Origin of the sequence: Nocardioides sp. B-3, assembly GCF_024703895.1 — a bacterium.
Classification (GTDB): domain Bacteria; phylum Actinomycetota; class Actinomycetes; order Propionibacteriales; family Nocardioidaceae; genus Nocardioides.
On record NZ_CP087968.1, the window covers coordinates 2,802,624 to 2,816,790 of the forward strand.

General features: G+C 71.6%; 21 protein-coding genes and 2 pseudogenes. 16 read left to right on the plus strand and 7 right to left on the minus strand.

What is annotated here, in order from left to right:
* Positions 1–69 precede the first annotated feature (69 nt).
* Positions 70–348: pseudogene (locus LP418_RS18615) on the minus strand (TIGR03089 family protein); the annotation flags it as partial.
* 17 nt (positions 349–365) lie between these two features.
* Here LP418_RS18615 and LP418_RS18620 point away from each other — a divergent pair.
* The 3 genes and pseudogenes from LP418_RS18620 to LP418_RS18630 form a co-directional block, all read left to right on the plus strand.
* Positions 366–764, plus strand: a pseudogene (locus tag LP418_RS18620) (sugar phosphate nucleotidyltransferase); the annotation flags it as partial.
* Between the two features lie 37 nt (positions 765–801).
* Positions 802–1,194 (plus strand): sugar phosphate nucleotidyltransferase, encoded by a 393-nt coding sequence (locus tag LP418_RS18625; RefSeq protein ID WP_257953181.1) that lies wholly within the window; start codon positions 802–804, stop codon positions 1,192–1,194.
* 56 nt (positions 1,195–1,250) lie between these two features.
* Positions 1,251–1,448: a hypothetical protein gene (locus tag LP418_RS18630; protein ID WP_257953182.1), complete on the plus strand. Its 198-nt coding sequence runs from the start codon at positions 1,251–1,253 to the stop codon at positions 1,446–1,448.
* Here LP418_RS18630 and LP418_RS18635 read toward each other — a convergent pair.
* The 4 genes from LP418_RS18635 to LP418_RS18650 form a co-directional block, all read right to left on the minus strand.
* Positions 1,441–2,199: a DUF3105 domain-containing protein gene (locus tag LP418_RS18635; protein ID WP_257953183.1), complete on the minus strand. Its 759-nt coding sequence runs from the start codon at positions 2,197–2,199 to the stop codon at positions 1,441–1,443. The genes LP418_RS18630 and LP418_RS18635 overlap by 8 nt on opposite strands.
* A 63-nt stretch (positions 2,200–2,262) precedes the next feature.
* A complete protein-coding gene (gene cofE / locus LP418_RS18640) occupies positions 2,263–3,174 on the minus strand; it encodes a coenzyme F420-0:L-glutamate ligase (protein ID WP_336276102.1) in 912 nt (303 codons plus the stop codon).
* 63 nt (positions 3,175–3,237) lie between these two features.
* Positions 3,238–3,726 carry a 2-phospho-L-lactate transferase CofD family protein gene (locus tag LP418_RS18645; RefSeq protein WP_257953184.1) on the minus strand — a complete coding sequence of 163 codons (489 nt, stop codon included), beginning with the start codon at positions 3,724–3,726 and terminating at the stop codon, positions 3,238–3,240.
* Complete coding sequence (locus LP418_RS18650) at positions 3,710–4,162, minus strand: 2-phospho-L-lactate transferase CofD family protein (protein ID WP_257953185.1); 453 nt, start codon at positions 4,160–4,162, stop codon at positions 3,710–3,712. The genes LP418_RS18645 and LP418_RS18650 overlap by 17 nt, the downstream gene beginning before the upstream one ends.
* A gap of 262 nt (positions 4,163–4,424) precedes the next feature.
* Between LP418_RS18650 and LP418_RS18655 the strand changes: the two genes are divergently transcribed.
* The 8 genes from LP418_RS18655 to LP418_RS18680 all read left to right on the plus strand — a co-directional run bounded on the left by LP418_RS18655 (position 4,425) and on the right by LP418_RS18680 (position 9,063).
* Positions 4,425–4,682 carry a WhiB family transcriptional regulator gene (locus tag LP418_RS18655; RefSeq protein WP_010833819.1) on the plus strand — a complete coding sequence of 86 codons (258 nt, stop codon included), beginning with the start codon at positions 4,425–4,427 and terminating at the stop codon, positions 4,680–4,682.
* A gap of 122 nt (positions 4,683–4,804) precedes the next feature.
* The gene (locus LP418_RS18660; RefSeq protein ID WP_257953186.1) at positions 4,805–6,208 is read left to right on the plus strand and encodes a glycosyltransferase family 2 protein; all 1,404 of its coding nucleotides are present in this window, start codon (positions 4,805–4,807) and stop codon (positions 6,206–6,208) included.
* Positions 6,136–6,864, plus strand: a complete 729-nt coding sequence (locus LP418_RS18665) for a hypothetical protein (RefSeq protein ID WP_257953187.1) — start codon at positions 6,136–6,138, stop codon at positions 6,862–6,864. The genes LP418_RS18660 and LP418_RS18665 overlap by 73 nt, the downstream gene beginning before the upstream one ends.
* Positions 6,816–7,289: a hypothetical protein gene (locus LP418_RS33820; protein ID WP_442939948.1), complete on the plus strand. Its 474-nt coding sequence runs from the start codon at positions 6,816–6,818 to the stop codon at positions 7,287–7,289. Before LP418_RS18665 ends, LP418_RS33820 begins: the two co-directional genes overlap by 49 nt.
* Before the next feature lie 116 nt (positions 7,290–7,405).
* Positions 7,406–7,672: a hypothetical protein gene (locus LP418_RS33825; RefSeq protein ID WP_442939949.1), complete on the plus strand. Its 267-nt coding sequence runs from the start codon at positions 7,406–7,408 to the stop codon at positions 7,670–7,672.
* A 387-nt stretch (positions 7,673–8,059) separates the two neighbouring features.
* Positions 8,060–8,314, plus strand: coding sequence for a DUF5719 family protein (locus LP418_RS33830; protein WP_442940283.1), 255 nt, complete (start codon positions 8,060–8,062; stop codon positions 8,312–8,314).
* Positions 8,315–8,488: 174 nt separating this feature from the next.
* Positions 8,489–8,941 (plus strand): DUF5719 family protein, encoded by a 453-nt coding sequence (locus LP418_RS18675; RefSeq protein ID WP_257953189.1) that lies wholly within the window; start codon positions 8,489–8,491, stop codon positions 8,939–8,941.
* Entirely contained in the window at positions 8,941–9,063 is a 123-nt protein-coding gene (locus LP418_RS18680; RefSeq protein ID WP_257953190.1) for a hypothetical protein, read from the plus strand. Before LP418_RS18675 ends, LP418_RS18680 begins: the two co-directional genes overlap by 1 nt.
* Here LP418_RS18680 and LP418_RS18685 read toward each other — a convergent pair.
* Positions 9,060–9,485: a metallopeptidase family protein gene (locus LP418_RS18685; protein WP_257953191.1), complete on the minus strand. Its 426-nt coding sequence runs from the start codon at positions 9,483–9,485 to the stop codon at positions 9,060–9,062. The genes LP418_RS18680 and LP418_RS18685 overlap by 4 nt on opposite strands.
* 50 nt (positions 9,486–9,535) lie before the next feature.
* Between LP418_RS18685 and LP418_RS18690 the strand changes: the two genes are divergently transcribed.
* Positions 9,536–9,892 (plus strand): DUF3499 domain-containing protein, encoded by a 357-nt coding sequence (locus LP418_RS18690; RefSeq protein WP_257953192.1) that lies wholly within the window; start codon positions 9,536–9,538, stop codon positions 9,890–9,892.
* Positions 9,893–9,897: 5 nt separating this feature from the next.
* Positions 9,898–10,632 (plus strand): DUF402 domain-containing protein, encoded by a 735-nt coding sequence (locus LP418_RS18695; RefSeq protein ID WP_257953193.1) that lies wholly within the window; start codon positions 9,898–9,900, stop codon positions 10,630–10,632.
* Here LP418_RS18695 and LP418_RS18700 read toward each other — a convergent pair.
* Complete coding sequence (locus tag LP418_RS18700; RefSeq protein ID WP_257953194.1) at positions 10,544–11,056, minus strand: GNAT family N-acetyltransferase; 513 nt, start codon at positions 11,054–11,056, stop codon at positions 10,544–10,546. The two genes, LP418_RS18695 and LP418_RS18700, sit on opposite strands and share 89 nt — an antisense overlap.
* Before the next feature lie 213 nt (positions 11,057–11,269).
* Here LP418_RS18700 and LP418_RS18705 point away from each other — a divergent pair, with 213 nt between their 5' ends.
* The 3 genes from LP418_RS18705 (at position 11,270) to LP418_RS18715 (ending at position 14,161) form a co-directional block, all read left to right on the plus strand.
* Positions 11,270–12,055 (plus strand): hypothetical protein, encoded by a 786-nt coding sequence (locus tag LP418_RS18705; RefSeq protein WP_257953195.1) that lies wholly within the window; start codon positions 11,270–11,272, stop codon positions 12,053–12,055.
* Positions 12,056–12,271: 216 nt separating this feature from the next.
* Entirely contained in the window at positions 12,272–12,751 is a 480-nt protein-coding gene (locus LP418_RS18710) for an HNH endonuclease signature motif containing protein (protein ID WP_257953196.1), read from the plus strand.
* Positions 12,752–13,045: 294 nt separating this feature from the next.
* Positions 13,046–14,161 carry an NDMA-dependent alcohol dehydrogenase gene (locus tag LP418_RS18715; RefSeq protein ID WP_257953197.1) on the plus strand — a complete coding sequence of 372 codons (1,116 nt, stop codon included), beginning with the start codon at positions 13,046–13,048 and terminating at the stop codon, positions 14,159–14,161.
* Positions 14,162–14,167: the final 6 nt, after the last annotated feature.

The window sequence follows — 14,167 nt, forward strand, 5'->3', positions numbered from 1 at the left end:
ACCGGCAGGTCGTCGGCCCCGCTCCGCCCACCCGGTCAGCGTCTCGGGACCGCACACCACCGCGTCCGGGTCGACGTCGTCGGTGATCGTCAGTCCGACGGTCCGGCGCGCCGCCATGAAGACCGGTCCGAGCCAGTGCGTCGGCAGGTCGAGGCGCAGACGCATCCCGCGCTCGAGGTCGCCCTCCTCGACCAGCAGCCCGGCGGCCTTGGCCACCCAGTTGGCGTAGGTCGTCAGCGACAGCTCGACCCGCTCGTCGGTCTCGTGGTCGTAGAAGGTGATGAACGGGCGGCCGGCATCGCCGCGCAGTTGCCGGGCCAGCACGGCTGAAAAGGTCGTCACGAGCACACCCTAGGGTTGCGGCCATGACCGACCAGACCGCCCTCGACCACTTCTGGGCCGTGATCCCGGCCGGTGGTGCCGGCACCCGACTCTGGCCGCTGTCGCGGCAGGGGTCGCCGAAGTTCCTGCACGACCTCACCGGGAGTGGGCGCACGCTGATCCAGGCCACCGTCGACCGGCTCGAACCGATCGCTGCCGACCGGATCCCGGTCGTCACGGGCCGGGCCCACCACGAGGCCGTGGTCGCCCAGCTGCCCGAGCTCGGTGCGGACTCGGTGATCGCCGAGCCCTCGGCGCGCGACTCGATGGCCGCCATCGGCCCGGCCGCCGCGCTGCTCGAGGCCCGCGACCCCGACGCCGTCATGGGCTCGTTCGCGGCCGACCACGTCATCACCGGGACCGCCGGGTTCCGACGCGGCGGTCGCCACCGCGGTGGAGGCCGCGCGCAAGGGGTGGCTGGTGACCATCGGGATCGAGCCGACCCACCCGGCCACCGGCTTCGGCTACATCAGCGCCGGCGACGCCCTCTCCGACGTGGGCGGCGCCTTCGGTGTGCTGGAGTTCGTGGAGAAGCCGTCGAGCGAGGTCGCGACGGCGTACGTCGAAGCGGGCTACCGCTGGAACGCCGGCATGTTCGTGGTGCGACCCGCAGTGCTGCTCGACCTGCTGGCCCAACGTGACCCCGACTTCGCCGCCGCCCTGCGTGGGATCGCGGAGGATCCCTCGACCCCCGGCCGACGTCTGGCCGAGCCTGCCGAAGATCGCCGTCGACCACGCGGTGGCGGAGCCAGCGGCCGCGGCCGGTCGGGTGGCGGTCGTGCCGGGCAGCTTCGGCTGGGACGACATCGGTGACTTCGCCTCGCTCCAGACCCTGCTCGCGGGCGACGACCCGGTGACCGTGCTCGGCGATGCCGGGCTCGTGCGCACCGTCGACGCCACCGGCCCAGGTGATCCCCGGTGGCCGCACGATCGCCGTGGTCGGGCTGCGCGACGTCGTCGTGGTCGACACCGGCGACGCACTGCTGGTGACCACCCTCGAGCGCGCGCAGGACGTGAAATCGATCGTGGCCGCCCTCAAGGAGGACGGCCACGATCACCTCACGTGAGGCGGTCCCGGATCAGATCGCGTCGGGCTCGGGGGAGTCGGTGTAGGGGTACTTCTCCATGAACTCCGCCGGGGGCCTCGCCGCTGGGCGCCGAGCAGTACTGGAAGACGCCGACCTGCTTCTCGGCCGGCGTCGCACCCTCGCCATTGACGGACCAGTGGGTCATCGCGACGTGCTGCTTGCCCGGGAAGGCCTCGCCGTCCTCGGAGGTCCACGGCACGGCCTTGAACTTGTTGCGGTAGTTGGCGTTGTCGTCGAACTTGCTGGCGATGCCGCGCAGGTCGTCCATCATCGCGTCGTTGTCGGCCACGGTCTTGTCGTACCAGAGGATCGTGTAGCCGTGCTCCGGGTTGTGCACGAGCTCGCCGACGTCGGGGCGGTCGGTGGTCTTGTAGAGCTTGCGGTCGATCGTGTCCCAGACGTTGTAGTGCTCGCCGAAGGCCGGCGGTGCGTCCTCGTAGGCGATCGGGGTGCCGGGCTCTACGTGCTGCTGCTCGCCGGTGGCCTTCTTGGTGGTGATCTCCCGGCAGTCGTCGGCCGCGGCGCCGATCTCGTCGAGGCTCTGCGAGTCGAAGGTTCGCAGGTCGTACCAGTCCTTGATCGGCTGGTAGGCCGCGGCTGCGACGATCAGCAGGGCGATGGTGACGCAGACGCCCACGATGGCGAAGCCTCGCCGCTTGTCGGCACTCTTCTGCTTGTTGCGGATCGAGTCGATGACCGCCTGACGGTCGGTCCTGTCCTTCTTGGCCACGGCGTGTGAGTCTCTCGAAATCGGTGGGCTCGCCCGGGGCACAGGCGGGGTCGGGGGCAGAGTCTACGGAGTCCTCGGTGAGACCTGCGCCACCACTCCCGAAACGCCCGGCTGCCACTCGACCAGCCGCCAGCCGTGGGCGAAGCAGACCGCCGCGGTCGCGGTCCTCCCGGGCGTCCCCGCGATCTCGAGCGTGTACGGCGAAGCGCTGCCGTCGACGGCCGCAACCGCGATCCGGCCGGTGGTGTGCACGCGACTGATCGCCTCGACGAGATCGTGCACCTCGGCGGGCTCGCCGAACGGAGCCCGGTCCTCATCGGCGCCGGCCAGCGCCCGGATGACGGCCTCGCGTGCGCCGTACCCGAAGAGGTCGGCACCCTCGGGCCGGATCAGCGACGCGGCGCCCGGTCCGTCCCGGTCGATCGGCAGCACGAGGTCGCCGCGGCCGCGGACGACGGCGACGGGGCGCCCGCCGAGCTTGCCCTGCGCGAGCTCGGCGGCGCCCGCGATCTCGTCGGCGACGGCGGGGAGGGTGACCACGAGGTCGTTGCCGTAGGAGTCGGTGCGACCGGCGAAGTCCTCGGCGACGCGCAGCCCGGCCGCGCCGATCGCGATGTCGGTCTGCCCGTCACGCCGGGCGCGCCCGGCGGTGTCGGTGACGACCACGCCGACGGTGAGGCCCGTCAGGTCGCGCAGCCGCGCCCGGAGCGCGCGACTTGCGTCCGGGTCGAGCGGCAGCAGCACGATCGAGCCGGCCTCGACGTTGGACGCGTCGACGCCGGCGGCGGCCATGGTCAGCCCGAGCCGGTTGCGCACGATCACGGTCGGCCCTCGCCGGGCGACGACGCGCACCGTCTCCTCGGTGATGGCGTCGTCGCGGTCGCCGGTGCGGACCCGGCCCTCCGCCTTGCTGACCACCTTGCTGGTGACGACGACGATGTCACCGTCGGCCAGTGCGGTCGCGGACGCGATCAGCTCGGCGAGGTCGGACCCGGTGGTGACTTCAGGGAAGCCCGTCGGGTGCGGTGACCTCGAGCTTCACGACGGCCGGACCAGCTCGATCGCCGCGGTCGCCATCGCCGCGGTCGCGTCGACGTCGGTCATCATCAGGGGTACGGCGACGCACGAGATCCCGGCTGCCTCGACCGCGGCGACGTGGTGGGCGTCGGTCTCGTCGACCAACCAGCCGTCGAGCACCCCGCCGGCGGCGCGGGAGCCGTAGTGGACAGCGACGGCGGCCGCGGTCACGTCGACACCGATCGCGGTGAGCATCTGGTGGGCCATCCCGCGCACGTGCGTGTCGCCGACGATGGGGGAGAGGCCGACGACCGGCGCGGACGTGGCCGTCAGTGCGGCCCGGATACCGGGGACGCCCGGGATCGTGCCGACCGAGACGACCGGGTTGGACGGCGGCAGGATGACGAGGTCGGCGTCGCGGATGGCCTCCAGCACGCCCGGTGCGGGGGTCGACTGGTCCAGACCGACGAAGACCGGGGTCTCGGCCGGGACCTCAGCATGGAGGCGCACCCAGTACTCCCCGGAAGTGGATGACGCGCTTGCCGCTCGGAGCCTCCGGGTCGGCGATCGCGACGTGCGTCTCGACCCGGTCGTCGGACATCGGCAGCAGTCGGATCCCGCCCCGAGAATCGGCCGCGCTCCAGCGCTTGCACAGTGCCTCGGTGACTCGGCTGAGGGAGTAGCCGGCCTCCAGCATCTGGCTGCGCACGAGATGGGTCGCGATGTCCCGGTCGCCCAGTCCGAACCACGTCGACTCCACGCCGTACGCCTCGAGATCCGCCTTGGCGCTCCACGTCTCGTCGCTGCGGCCCCAGCCGCGTTCGAGGTCGATGCCCTGCCCGAGGGTGTACATCACGGTGTCGAGGTCGGGACACACCTTGAGGCCGTGGATCCACAGGTCGTCGGCGGTGTTGGCGATGACGGTGATCTCGGCGTCGGGTGCCACCCCGGGCAGCGAGCCCTGCGCGATGCCCCGGATGAGGCCCCCGGAGGAACCGGGCGCCGCCCATGCCGCCGGAGAGAACGGTGATCTTCTGCATGCGATCAGCCTGCCCTACCGCTCATCGCCCACTTGGCGCAGGCCTATGGCCCGTTCCGGGCCATACCAGATCTGGGCTTGACTTCATGGGTACGACAGGCATGTAATTCCCACAGTGTTGTTCATAAAGTTCGACACGCACCACCAACGGGTCGAAAGGGCGAAAGCCATGAGAGCAGAACTGTTTCTCCTTGAGCCGGATGCCGAAGACATGGGTTGGCAGGACCGTGCGCTGTGCGCGCAGACCGACCCCGAAGCCTTCTTCCCGGAGAAGGGTGGCTCGACGCGTGAGGCAAAGAAGGTCTGCCTGACGTGCGAGGTCCGCAACGACTGTCTCGAGTCCGCATTGATGAACGACGAGCGCTTCGGAATCTGGGGCGGTCTCTCCGAGCGGGAGCGCCGCAAGCTGAAGAAGCGTGCAGTCTGAGCGCAGCACCTAACACCAGTCACGTCCCGGGTCGTCCTCGACCCGGGACGACTGCATTTCTGGGGAGCAACCGCCCCCTCGCTAGGGTGCTCCGGTGACCGTCACCGCCCTGCTCGTCAGCCATGACGGGGCGAGATGGCTGCCCGCGGTGCTCGACGGCATCGCCACCCAGCACCGCCCGGTCGACGCCTTCCTCGCGGTCGACACCGGCAGTCGCGACGAGAGCGCCGACCCGGTCCGCGCGGCCCGGGGCGACGCCGCGGTGCACGTGGTCGAGGGCTCGACGACCTACCCCCGGGCAGTTCCGGGCGGCGCTCGCGACGCTGCCGGCTCTCACCTCTGATCCTTCCGGGGATGACGAGTGGATCTGGCTGCTCCACGACGACGCCAACCCCGACCCCGACGCGCTGCTGGCGCTGACGCTCGCGATCGAGGAATACCCCGACGCCGACATCCTCGGCCCCAAGCTGCGCGAGTGGCCCTCGCTGCGGCGCCTGCTCGAGGTCGGCCTGACCATCACCGGCACCGGCCACCGCGAGACGGGGCTCGAGCGCGGCGAGTACGACCGGGGGCAGCACGACGAGCCTCGGCGTGTCCCGGCCGTCAACACCGCCGGGATGCTCGTACGCCGACGGGTGCTCGAGGAGCTCGGCGGGTTCGACGACGAGTTGCCGATCTTCGGCAACGACATCGACTTCGGCTGGCGCGCCGCGCAGGCCGGCCACATCACGATGGTGATCCCGCAGGCGGTGCTCTTCCACGCCGAGGCGGCGCACCGCGGCGTACGCCGAACGCCACTGACCGGACGCCACACCCACTACCGGGAGCGCCGGGCCGCGCTGTTCACGCTGCTCGCCAACGCGCCCTCGCGGCGATTGCCGTGGCAGCTGGTGCGACTGTTCCTCGGCTCGTTGCTGCGGGTGCTCGGCTTCCCGGCGGTCCGCTCGGTGGGCGAGGCGCTTGACGAGCTCGCGGCGGTGCTGTCGGTCTACTCACGGCCCGGGCACCTGCTGGCCGGCCGTCGGGCGCGCGCCTCCCGGCGCGGGCAGGAGAGTGACGTGCGCTCCCTGCTGGCGCCGGTGTGGCTGCCCTACCGTCACGGCCTCGACTTCGTCACCGACCCGGCCGCCGCCGCGACCAACCCGGGCATCCGACGTTGCGGAGCGTCGCCGTGCGGCGAAGCTGGCGGACTCGCCGCCGGTGGAGACCGGCGGGCCCCGCGTTGCCACCGACGAGGAGGACGAGCTCCTCCAGGACTCCGGGATCGTCGCCGGGTTCGTCACCAACCCCGTCGCGATGGCGCTGACCCTCTTCGCGGTGCTGGCCGTCATCGCGGCGCGGCCCCGCCTTCGGCACGATTACCGGCGGGGCGCTGTCGCCGGTGCCGGCCGACGCCGCCGACTGGTGGCGGTTGCACATCGAGTCGCGGCATCCGATCGGCACCGGCACCGACGTGCCGGCCCCTGCCTACGTCCTGCCCTTCGCCCTGCTCGCGACGCTGTTCGGCGGCAGCACCGGCGCGGTGATCTCGACGCTGATGCTGCTCGCGATCCCGTTCGGGGCCCGGGGAGCCCGGCGGTTGCTGAGCGTCGTCGGCCACCTCGTCGAGACCCGTGCGCTGCCCCGGTGGGTGCACGTGTGGGGCGCGATCACCTACGGCCTCGTGCCCGCCACGTCCGGAGCCCGGGGCGAGGGCCGCTTCGGGACAGTCGTCGTCGCCGCACTGCTGCCGTGGACCGCGCGCGCCGCACTCGGCTTCGCCGACCCGGAGCGCGACGGCCGGTGGCGCGCCGCGTGGCGCACCGCCCTGCTGGTCGCGCTCGGTGCCGCCTTCGTCCCCGGGGTCTGGCTCTTCGCCCTGCTGGTCACCGCGATCGTCTTCGGCTCCGCGGCATTCGTCGCCCCCCGGTTGCTCAAGGACCGCGACGTGTGGGGTCCGCCGGCGGCGGGCCTGCTCGCCGTTCCGGTGCTGCTCGCTCCGTGGTTGCTCCCACTGGTCACCACCGGCTCCGGGCCCGGCCTGCTGCTCGAGGCCGGCCGGCTCCCCGGGGGACCGCGTCGACTTCGTCGGCCTCGTCACCGGCCGGCTCGGGGACCCGGGGCGCGCCGTGGTGGCTCGGCGCGCTGCTCGCCGTGCTCGCCGTGCTGGCGCTGGTGCCGCGCTCGACCCGGGTGCCGGTGATCGTGTGCTGGCTGGTCGCGCTCGCGGCCGCCCCGGGTCGCCGCGGTGCTGGGCTTCGTGCGACTGTCCCTGCCCGCGACGGAGACGCGGCCGAGCCTCGGGCTCTTCGTGGTGATCCTGCAGGGCGTGGCGGTGATCGCCACGGTGCTCGGTGCCGAGGCCTACCTGCGCCGCCTCCGGGACGGCGCCGCCCACCCGATCTGGCAGCGCGGCCCGGCCGCCGTGCTCGCGGTCGCGGCCGCGGTCGTGCCGCTCGGCGGCCTCGGCTGGTGGCTGGTCAACCGGGACGACGCCCTGACCCGCACCGAGCAGGCGATCGTGCCGGCCTACATGGAGCAGAGCTCGCAGCTCGGCGCCGAGCACGGCGTGCTCGTGATCCGCGGCTCGATCGACACCGGCGTCGACTACCGCATCCGTCGCGGTGACGGCATCACGCTCGGCGAGGACGAGATCTTGTCGCTCGCCGACGTCGACCGCGAGTTCGACGCGCAGGTGCGCGCCCTCGTCTCGGCTCCGACGTCCTCGGTCGTGAAGGCGCTGGGTGACGCGGGCATCGAGTACGTCGTCCTGCCCTCGCCTGCCGACGGTGTCGTCGCCGCCGGGCTGGATGCCACCGCGGGGCTCGACCCGGGCGAGTGCCGAGGACCGCTCGACCCGCGCGTGGCGCGTCGACCGGCCGCTGGCCGCGGAGGACGTCGAGAGCCGCAACGGTGTCTTCCGGACGTTGCTGCTGATCATCCGGGGGACTCGCGATCGTGGTGGTGCTGGTGCTGGCTGCCCCCACCCTGCGGAAGGCGCGCGAGGATGACTGACACCAACGCACCGGGCCGCGGCCGCCGCCCCGCCGCCTCCGTCCGCGGCGCGCTCAGCGGTCGGATCGGACCGCTCGAGCTGATCGCGATCATCGTTCCGTTGCTGACGGTCGCCGCGCTCGCGCTGGTGCGGCCGATCGGCGACACTGACGACATGCGCCCACCGACCGACGTCCCGCTGACGCGCGCCACGCTGGTCTGCCCGCCGGCCCTGCCGGGCACCGGGCACCGTCGCTCTGGCCAACGCCGACGGCACCACGGGCGAGGTCACGACCCGCCTCCCGGTCGAGGACACGATCTCCCTCGACGGCACTGTCCGAACGGGGACGAAGAAGGCGCTGGTGGCGCAGGCCGAGGGCGGGCTCGCGGCCGGCCTCCTCGGAGTGCGGTACGGCGACGCGTCGGCGGTCGCCTGCGCCGTACCCCCCGTCCCGAGCAGTGGTTCACCGGGTGTCGGCGCCGCTCCCGAACACTCCTCGACCCTCGAGCTGGTCAACCCCGACGGCGGGCCGGCCGTGGCGGACGTGACCGTGCTCGGGCCGTCCGGGCCGGTCGACGTGCCCGCCCTGCGCGGCGTCACGGTGCCGGGCGGTCGGACCATGCGCTTCCGAGCTGGCCGACGTCGTGCCCACCCGTGACGAGCTCGCCCTGCATGTCGTGGTCGCGCGCGGCCGGCTCGGGGTCGACGTCGTCGACCGGGTCGACGAGCTCGGCCGGGGCGCCCGCAGCCGGGACTGGCTGCCGTCCCGGGGCGAGGCCGGCACGTCGGCGTACCTCCTCGGGCTGGGGGGAAGTCGGGAGACCGCACGCTCGTGCTCGCCAACCCGGGGGAGAGCGAGGCACGTGTCGCGGTCAAGGTGGTCACCAAGGAGAGCGAGTTCGCGCCCGCTGATGCCGACGAGATCCGCGTCGCGCCGGGCTCGACGGAGACGGTCGACCTCACTGACCTGATGGAGGGACGGGCCGCCAGCGGGGCGCTCGGCCTACGGCTGGACTCGACCCAGCCGGTGACCGCATCGCTGCGCAGCTTCGCGGGTGGTGACCTCTTCCATGCGGCGGCCGCGAGCCCGATCTCGGCGCGCGTCGCTGGCGATGCCGCGGGGGCCGTCGCGGCTGGCGCTCGCCGGCGCTGGTGCGGTGGGCGTGGCGACCTACGTCGTGATCGACGACGACGGCAAGGAGATCGCCCGCGAGCGCGTCGAGCTCAAGCCGGGCGCCGCGAGCCGGGTCAAGCTCCCGCGCGACGGTGCCATCCCCGGACCTGATGGTCGAGCGCTCGGGCGCCTTCGCGGCGCTCGAGGTCGGGCCGCCGGGACTCACGGTGCTCCCGCTGTCCGAGCTGCTCCCGGCCGGCCGGGTGCCGTCCGTGCGACCGGCGTTGCGTTAGGTGTCGTAGCGCGGATCGACGTCCTCGGGCGGCAGGCCGAGAAGCTCGGCGACCTGCTCGACGACCAGCGTCAGCACCATCGCCTCCAGCTCGGCGCGGGACTCGCACCGGTGCTCGATCGGTCGCCGGAACAGCACGAGCCGCGTGGCGTCCCCGCCACTCCCACGGACCAGTGACGAGAGGGGGACCGTCTCTTCTCCCCAGTCGTCGGGCAGCAGCGGGGTGTCCTCGACGGCATACTCCACGAGGCCCAGCTGCTTGTGCCACCGCGCGTCGATCTCGGTGACGATGTCGAGGACGAGCCGGTCGAAGCGCTCGCGGCGGGTGGGTCGCTCCGGGACTCGGGGGTCGCGGGGCACGATGCCGGGGCCGCGTTGCCCACGCCCACGCCGGTCGCGGGTCAACCGCCTGCCCTCATTCACATGCGCGAGCCTAAAGGTCTCTTGATGGCTGGACAGGTAGCGTCGTCCGCGTGAGTCTCCGTCGCTGTTCGCGCACCGCCTGCGGGCGCAGCGCCGTCAACACGTTGACCTATGTCTACGCCGACCAGACCGCCGTTCTCGGGCCGCTGGCGACGTACGCCGAACCGCACGCCTACGACCTGTGCGAGCTGCACTCCGAGCGACTCTCCGCCCCGCGCGGTTGGGAGGTCTTGCGGCTCCAGTCCGACATCAAGTCCCGTGGCCCCAGCAACGACGACCTCCTCGCGCTCGCCGACGCCGTCCGCGAAGCCGCCCGCCCGCCCGAGCGACCCGCCCCGATCCACTCCGCCGACGACCCGCGGATGGGCGAGAAGCGCGGCCACCTCCGGGTCTTCAGCTCCGACTGACGCCGGTGCCCTACTGGCCGCCCGGCACGCGGATCGTCTGGCGTGAGGGCTCCGGTCCGCTCGGCACCGGCCCACTGGTCGTCGATCCGTCGGTGCCGCACTTCGCGGCGCCCGTCACCGTGGTGCAGGACGACCCTGCCGGTCTGGTCGTGTGGCTGCCGATCGGGACGCCGGTGCTACGCGCCGCTCGTGCGGATGGGCTGGGAAAACGCGAGGACCCTCAGTCCTTGTTCACGGCCCCGCTGGTCGCTTCGCGCGACATCCATGGTCAGTTCGACCAGCTGCGGATCGCGCCGACGGGTTGCCCGTGGTCGGTGTGGCTCTTCTTCTCCTCCGGTGGCTTTGCCGGTTGGTACGTCAACTTGGAGCGCCCGCACGTGCGTACCGACCGTGCGGTCCTCACCAGTGACCGTGTGCTCGACGTCGTCGTCGCCCCCGATCGAACGGTGACGTTGAAGGACGAGGACGAGCTGGAGCTCGCGGTGGCGCAGGGCGTCTTCACGTCGTCCGAGGCTGCGGCCATCACGGCGGATGCCGCCTCGATCCCGGCCCCCGGTCGACTCCCGGGCCTCGCCGTTCTGCGACGGCTGGGAGAGCTTCACGCCCGATCCCGACTGGCCGCCCCCGACTCTCCTCGAGTGATCTCGACGATCAGGACGGATGAACGAATGATCGGCACGGCACCCCGTCGTAGTCCTCGGCCCCGGTGTCGACGAAACCCACCTTCTTCAGCACGCTGATGCTGGCGTGGTTGCCCACTGCCGCGAGCGCCGTCAGGGTCGCGCCCTCCGCGTGAGTCCGGTGCCAGTCCACCAACGCCTCAGCGATCTCGGTGGCTAAGCCTCGCCCCCAATGGGAACGGCGAACCAGCAGTGCGATCTGGCGTTCGCCCGCATCGCCTCCGAATCCCGCCCTCCCGATCAGTCCGCCATCGGGGTCCGCAAGACGCCACTTCGTCCAGCCCCGGGCGGCGTGCTCGGTGATGTAGTGGTCGATGAGCTGCTCGGTCTCGGCTCGCGACTCCGGACGGCCATGCCGCACGAACCTCATGCTCTCGGGATCAGAGTGGACCTCGAGCAGCGGTCCGACATCACCGGGCACCCATGACGTCAGCACCAACCTCGGCGTTGTCAGCACGACATCACGGTCATCCACGGCTCTCATGCTGTCATCCTCGAGTCGGTGGTTGAGGAGGTCGTGTAGCGACGCCATTGTCGGCGGTTGAGGAGGTCGTCCGGCGCCGTGGATCTCGGCGATTGAGGAGGTCGCAAAGCGACCGTCACGAAACCCCGAAAACTTTTTGAAATTCTTTCCCCAGACCCCCGATCCGGTCGTTTTCGGGGCCTCATTGTCGGTGGCTTCTGGTTGGGTTTTCGTATGGCGACCAGCACCCGCAGCGGCACCGACACCCTGCCGGACACCCCGGCCGGAGTGCTGTCTGCCCTGCGGGCCGAGCAGGACGCCCGGGAGTCCTCCGAGGTCCGATCCATGCGCCTCGCCGCGCACTGGGTGGCCCTGCACCCGGTGCTCGACGACTCGTGCCCCGACGCGTGCTTCCAGTCCCCGAAGACCCTCGCCGGCGTCGGGTCACCGGTGATCGACGAGTTCACCATCCCCGACATCGCGACCATGCTCGGCCAGACCTGTGACGCGGTCGGGTCCTATCTGACCGACGTGATCGAGCTGCGCTACTGCCTCCCGCAGCTCTGGGCCGGGATCCTCGCCGGGGTGGTGACACCGTGGCGGGCGCGGCGGATCGCACAAACCACGGTCGGCCTCTCGGTTGAGGCGGCGACGTTCGTGGACGAGCAGACCGCGTGGTGCGCCAACCGGCTCACCCCCGACCGAGCTGGGCCGGCTGGTCGACCACGCCCGCGCCCGGTTCATGCCCGACCAACTCGCCAAAGAGACCGAGGACGCGGCGGATCGGCGGCACGTCACCTTCGACACCGACCCGGGTCTCCTTCGACGGCACCCTGCACCTCGAGGCCGACCTCGACATCCCCGACGCCCTCGGCCTCGCCGAAGCCGTCGCCGCCGGTGCCGCCCACCAACTGCGACTGGGCTCGACCGACACCCTCAACGGCCGCCGGGCCACCGCCCTCGGCGACCTCGCCCGCCACCAGCTCGCATTCGGCTTCGACGAACCCGGCCGCCGGTTGAGCAGCGACGAGCGCAGCGAGGAGCGTGTCGAAACCCGTGCAGCCCCGACCACCCAGATCGTCCTCCACGCCCACCTCTCCACCGACGCCATCACCCGCTGGGACCTCGCGAACAACGGCCAGTGCCTGACCGGGTTCCTGGGAGCAGGCCGGCGGCCGGGTCCTGACCGCCGAGCAGATCGCCGCCCGGTGCGGGCGCCCCGATGTGACCGTGGTCGTGAAACCGGTCATCGACCTCCGGGAGCGCCTTGCGACCGCCGGCTACGTCCCGACCGAGCGGATCCGTGACCACGTCATCGCCCGCGACCGGACCTGTGTGTTCCCGTGGTGCGGACGCAACGCGAGGCTCTGCGACCCGGACCACGTGGTTCCGTTCGACCATGACGCACCGGATCGTGGCGGCACCACATCGACCGACAACCTCGCCGCGCTCTGCAGGCGGCATCACCGCCTCAAGACCAAGGGCCGATGGCGTTACGAGATGACCGAGCCAGGGCGTGTTCGTCTGGACCAGCCCCCACGGACACCACTACCTCCGCGACCACACCGGATCACGACCCATCGACGCGACCGGTCACCCGCCCGACCTCTGACCACACCGCCCCACACCCCGCAGGGTCTCGACAGCCTCCATCGCCGAGACCCTGCGGGGTCACTGGCACGTCCGGACTCACCGACCCGGGTCAGATTGGCCTGACTCCGCTCGACCGCGGACTGCCAGATGCGTTCGGCCGCCTCCTGCGGTGTGAGCCCGCCAGATGGCCCGCGCGACGAGCCACGATCGGGCAGCGGCGTAGATCGGCAGGGGTCGAGGCGCCACGCGCTCTCGACGCGAACTGCCGACGCCAGCTGGGCGGGTTCCCGTCCGTACTGGGCAACCGGACAGGCTCACCCCTCCGACTGGACGGTCCGCACCACCGTTCGCGAGATTAGCGTCGAAGGCCACAGGGTGGCCCGACCCAGTGGGCCACGTGGACCACATGGAGGACTCGTGAAGACACGCGGCGCGGTGATCAAGGAAGCTCCGGGCACCTACGAGGTCGTCGACCTCGAGGTCGACGACCCTCGCCGGGGCGAGCTCCGTGTGCAGATGACGGCGTCGGGGCTGTGCCATTCCGACGACCATGTCGCCACGGGTGACATCCCGGTCGGCATCTATCCCTTCTGCGGTGGGCACGAGGGCTCGGGCGTCGTGAGCGCGGTGGGACCCAACACGCCCGGCTGGAAGGAGGGCGACCACGTCGTCTTCTCGTTCCTGCCGGCGTGCGGGCACTGCACCCGGTGCGCCCGCGGCATGTCCAACCTGTGCGACCTGGGCGCCGGGCTGCTCGCCGGCTCGCGCTGGGACGACCTGACCAGCTACCGGCTCAGCATGGACGGCCAGCCGGTCGGCCAGATGTGCGGCATCTCGACCTTCGCCGAGATCACGACGGTCGCGGTCGACTCCGCGATCAAGATCCCCGACGAGATCCCGCTGGAGAAGGCCTGCCTCGTCGGCTGCGGCGTCGGCACGGGTTGGGGCTCGGCGGTCAACTCCGCCGAGGTGCGCCCCGGCCAGACCGTGATCGTGATGGGCATCGGTGGCATCGGCATCAACGCTGTCCGGGGTGCTGCCCATGCCGGTGCGAGCAACGTGATCGCGGTCGACCCGGTGGCGTTCAAGCGGGAGAAGGCGCAGGAGCTGGGAGCCACGCACGCCGTGGAGACGATGGAGGAGGCGACCGAGATCGCGCAGTCGTTCACGAACGGCCAAGGCGCCGACTCGGCCATCATCACCGTCGGTGTGACCACGGGCGAGCACCTCGGCCGGGCGATGGCGTCGATCCGCAAGGCCGGCACCGTGGTGGTGACCGGGCTGGGCAACATCGCCGAGGTCGGTGCTCCGGTCTCGCTCGCCGACATCACGCTCTTCCAGAAGCGCATCCGGGGATCCCTGTTCGGTGCCTCCAACCCCGGGAGCGACATCCTCCAGATGCTCCGGCTCTACACCGAAGGGCGTCTCAAGCTCGACGAGCTGGTCACCAAGACCTACTCGCTCGACGAGATCGCCCTCGGCTACAAGGACATGCACGCGGGCAACAACCTGCGGGGCGTCATCGTCTACTGAGCAATC

What these genes read in the sequence shown, in the direction of transcription:
- LP418_RS18630 (WP_257953182.1), top strand. Translation starts at nt 1,251, where the DNA reads ATGCCGGGCTCGTGCGCACCGTCGACGCCACCGGCCCAGGTGATCCCC.
- LP418_RS18655 (WP_010833819.1), top strand. Translation starts at nt 4,425, where the DNA reads ATGAGAGCAGAACTGTTTCTCCTTGAGCCGGATGCCGAAGACATGGGT.
- LP418_RS18660 (WP_257953186.1), top strand. Translation starts at nt 4,805, where the DNA reads ATGACGGGGCGAGATGGCTGCCCGCGGTGCTCGACGGCATCGCCACCC.
- LP418_RS18680 (WP_257953190.1), top strand. Translation starts at nt 8,941, where the DNA reads ATGGTCGAGCGCTCGGGCGCCTTCGCGGCGCTCGAGGTCGGGCCGCCG.
- LP418_RS18700 (WP_257953194.1), bottom strand. Translation starts at nt 11,056, where the DNA reads ATGAGAGCCGTGGATGACCGTGATGTCGTGCTGACAACGCCGAGGTTG.
- LP418_RS18705 (WP_257953195.1), top strand. Translation starts at nt 11,270, where the DNA reads ATGGCGACCAGCACCCGCAGCGGCACCGACACCCTGCCGGACACCCCG.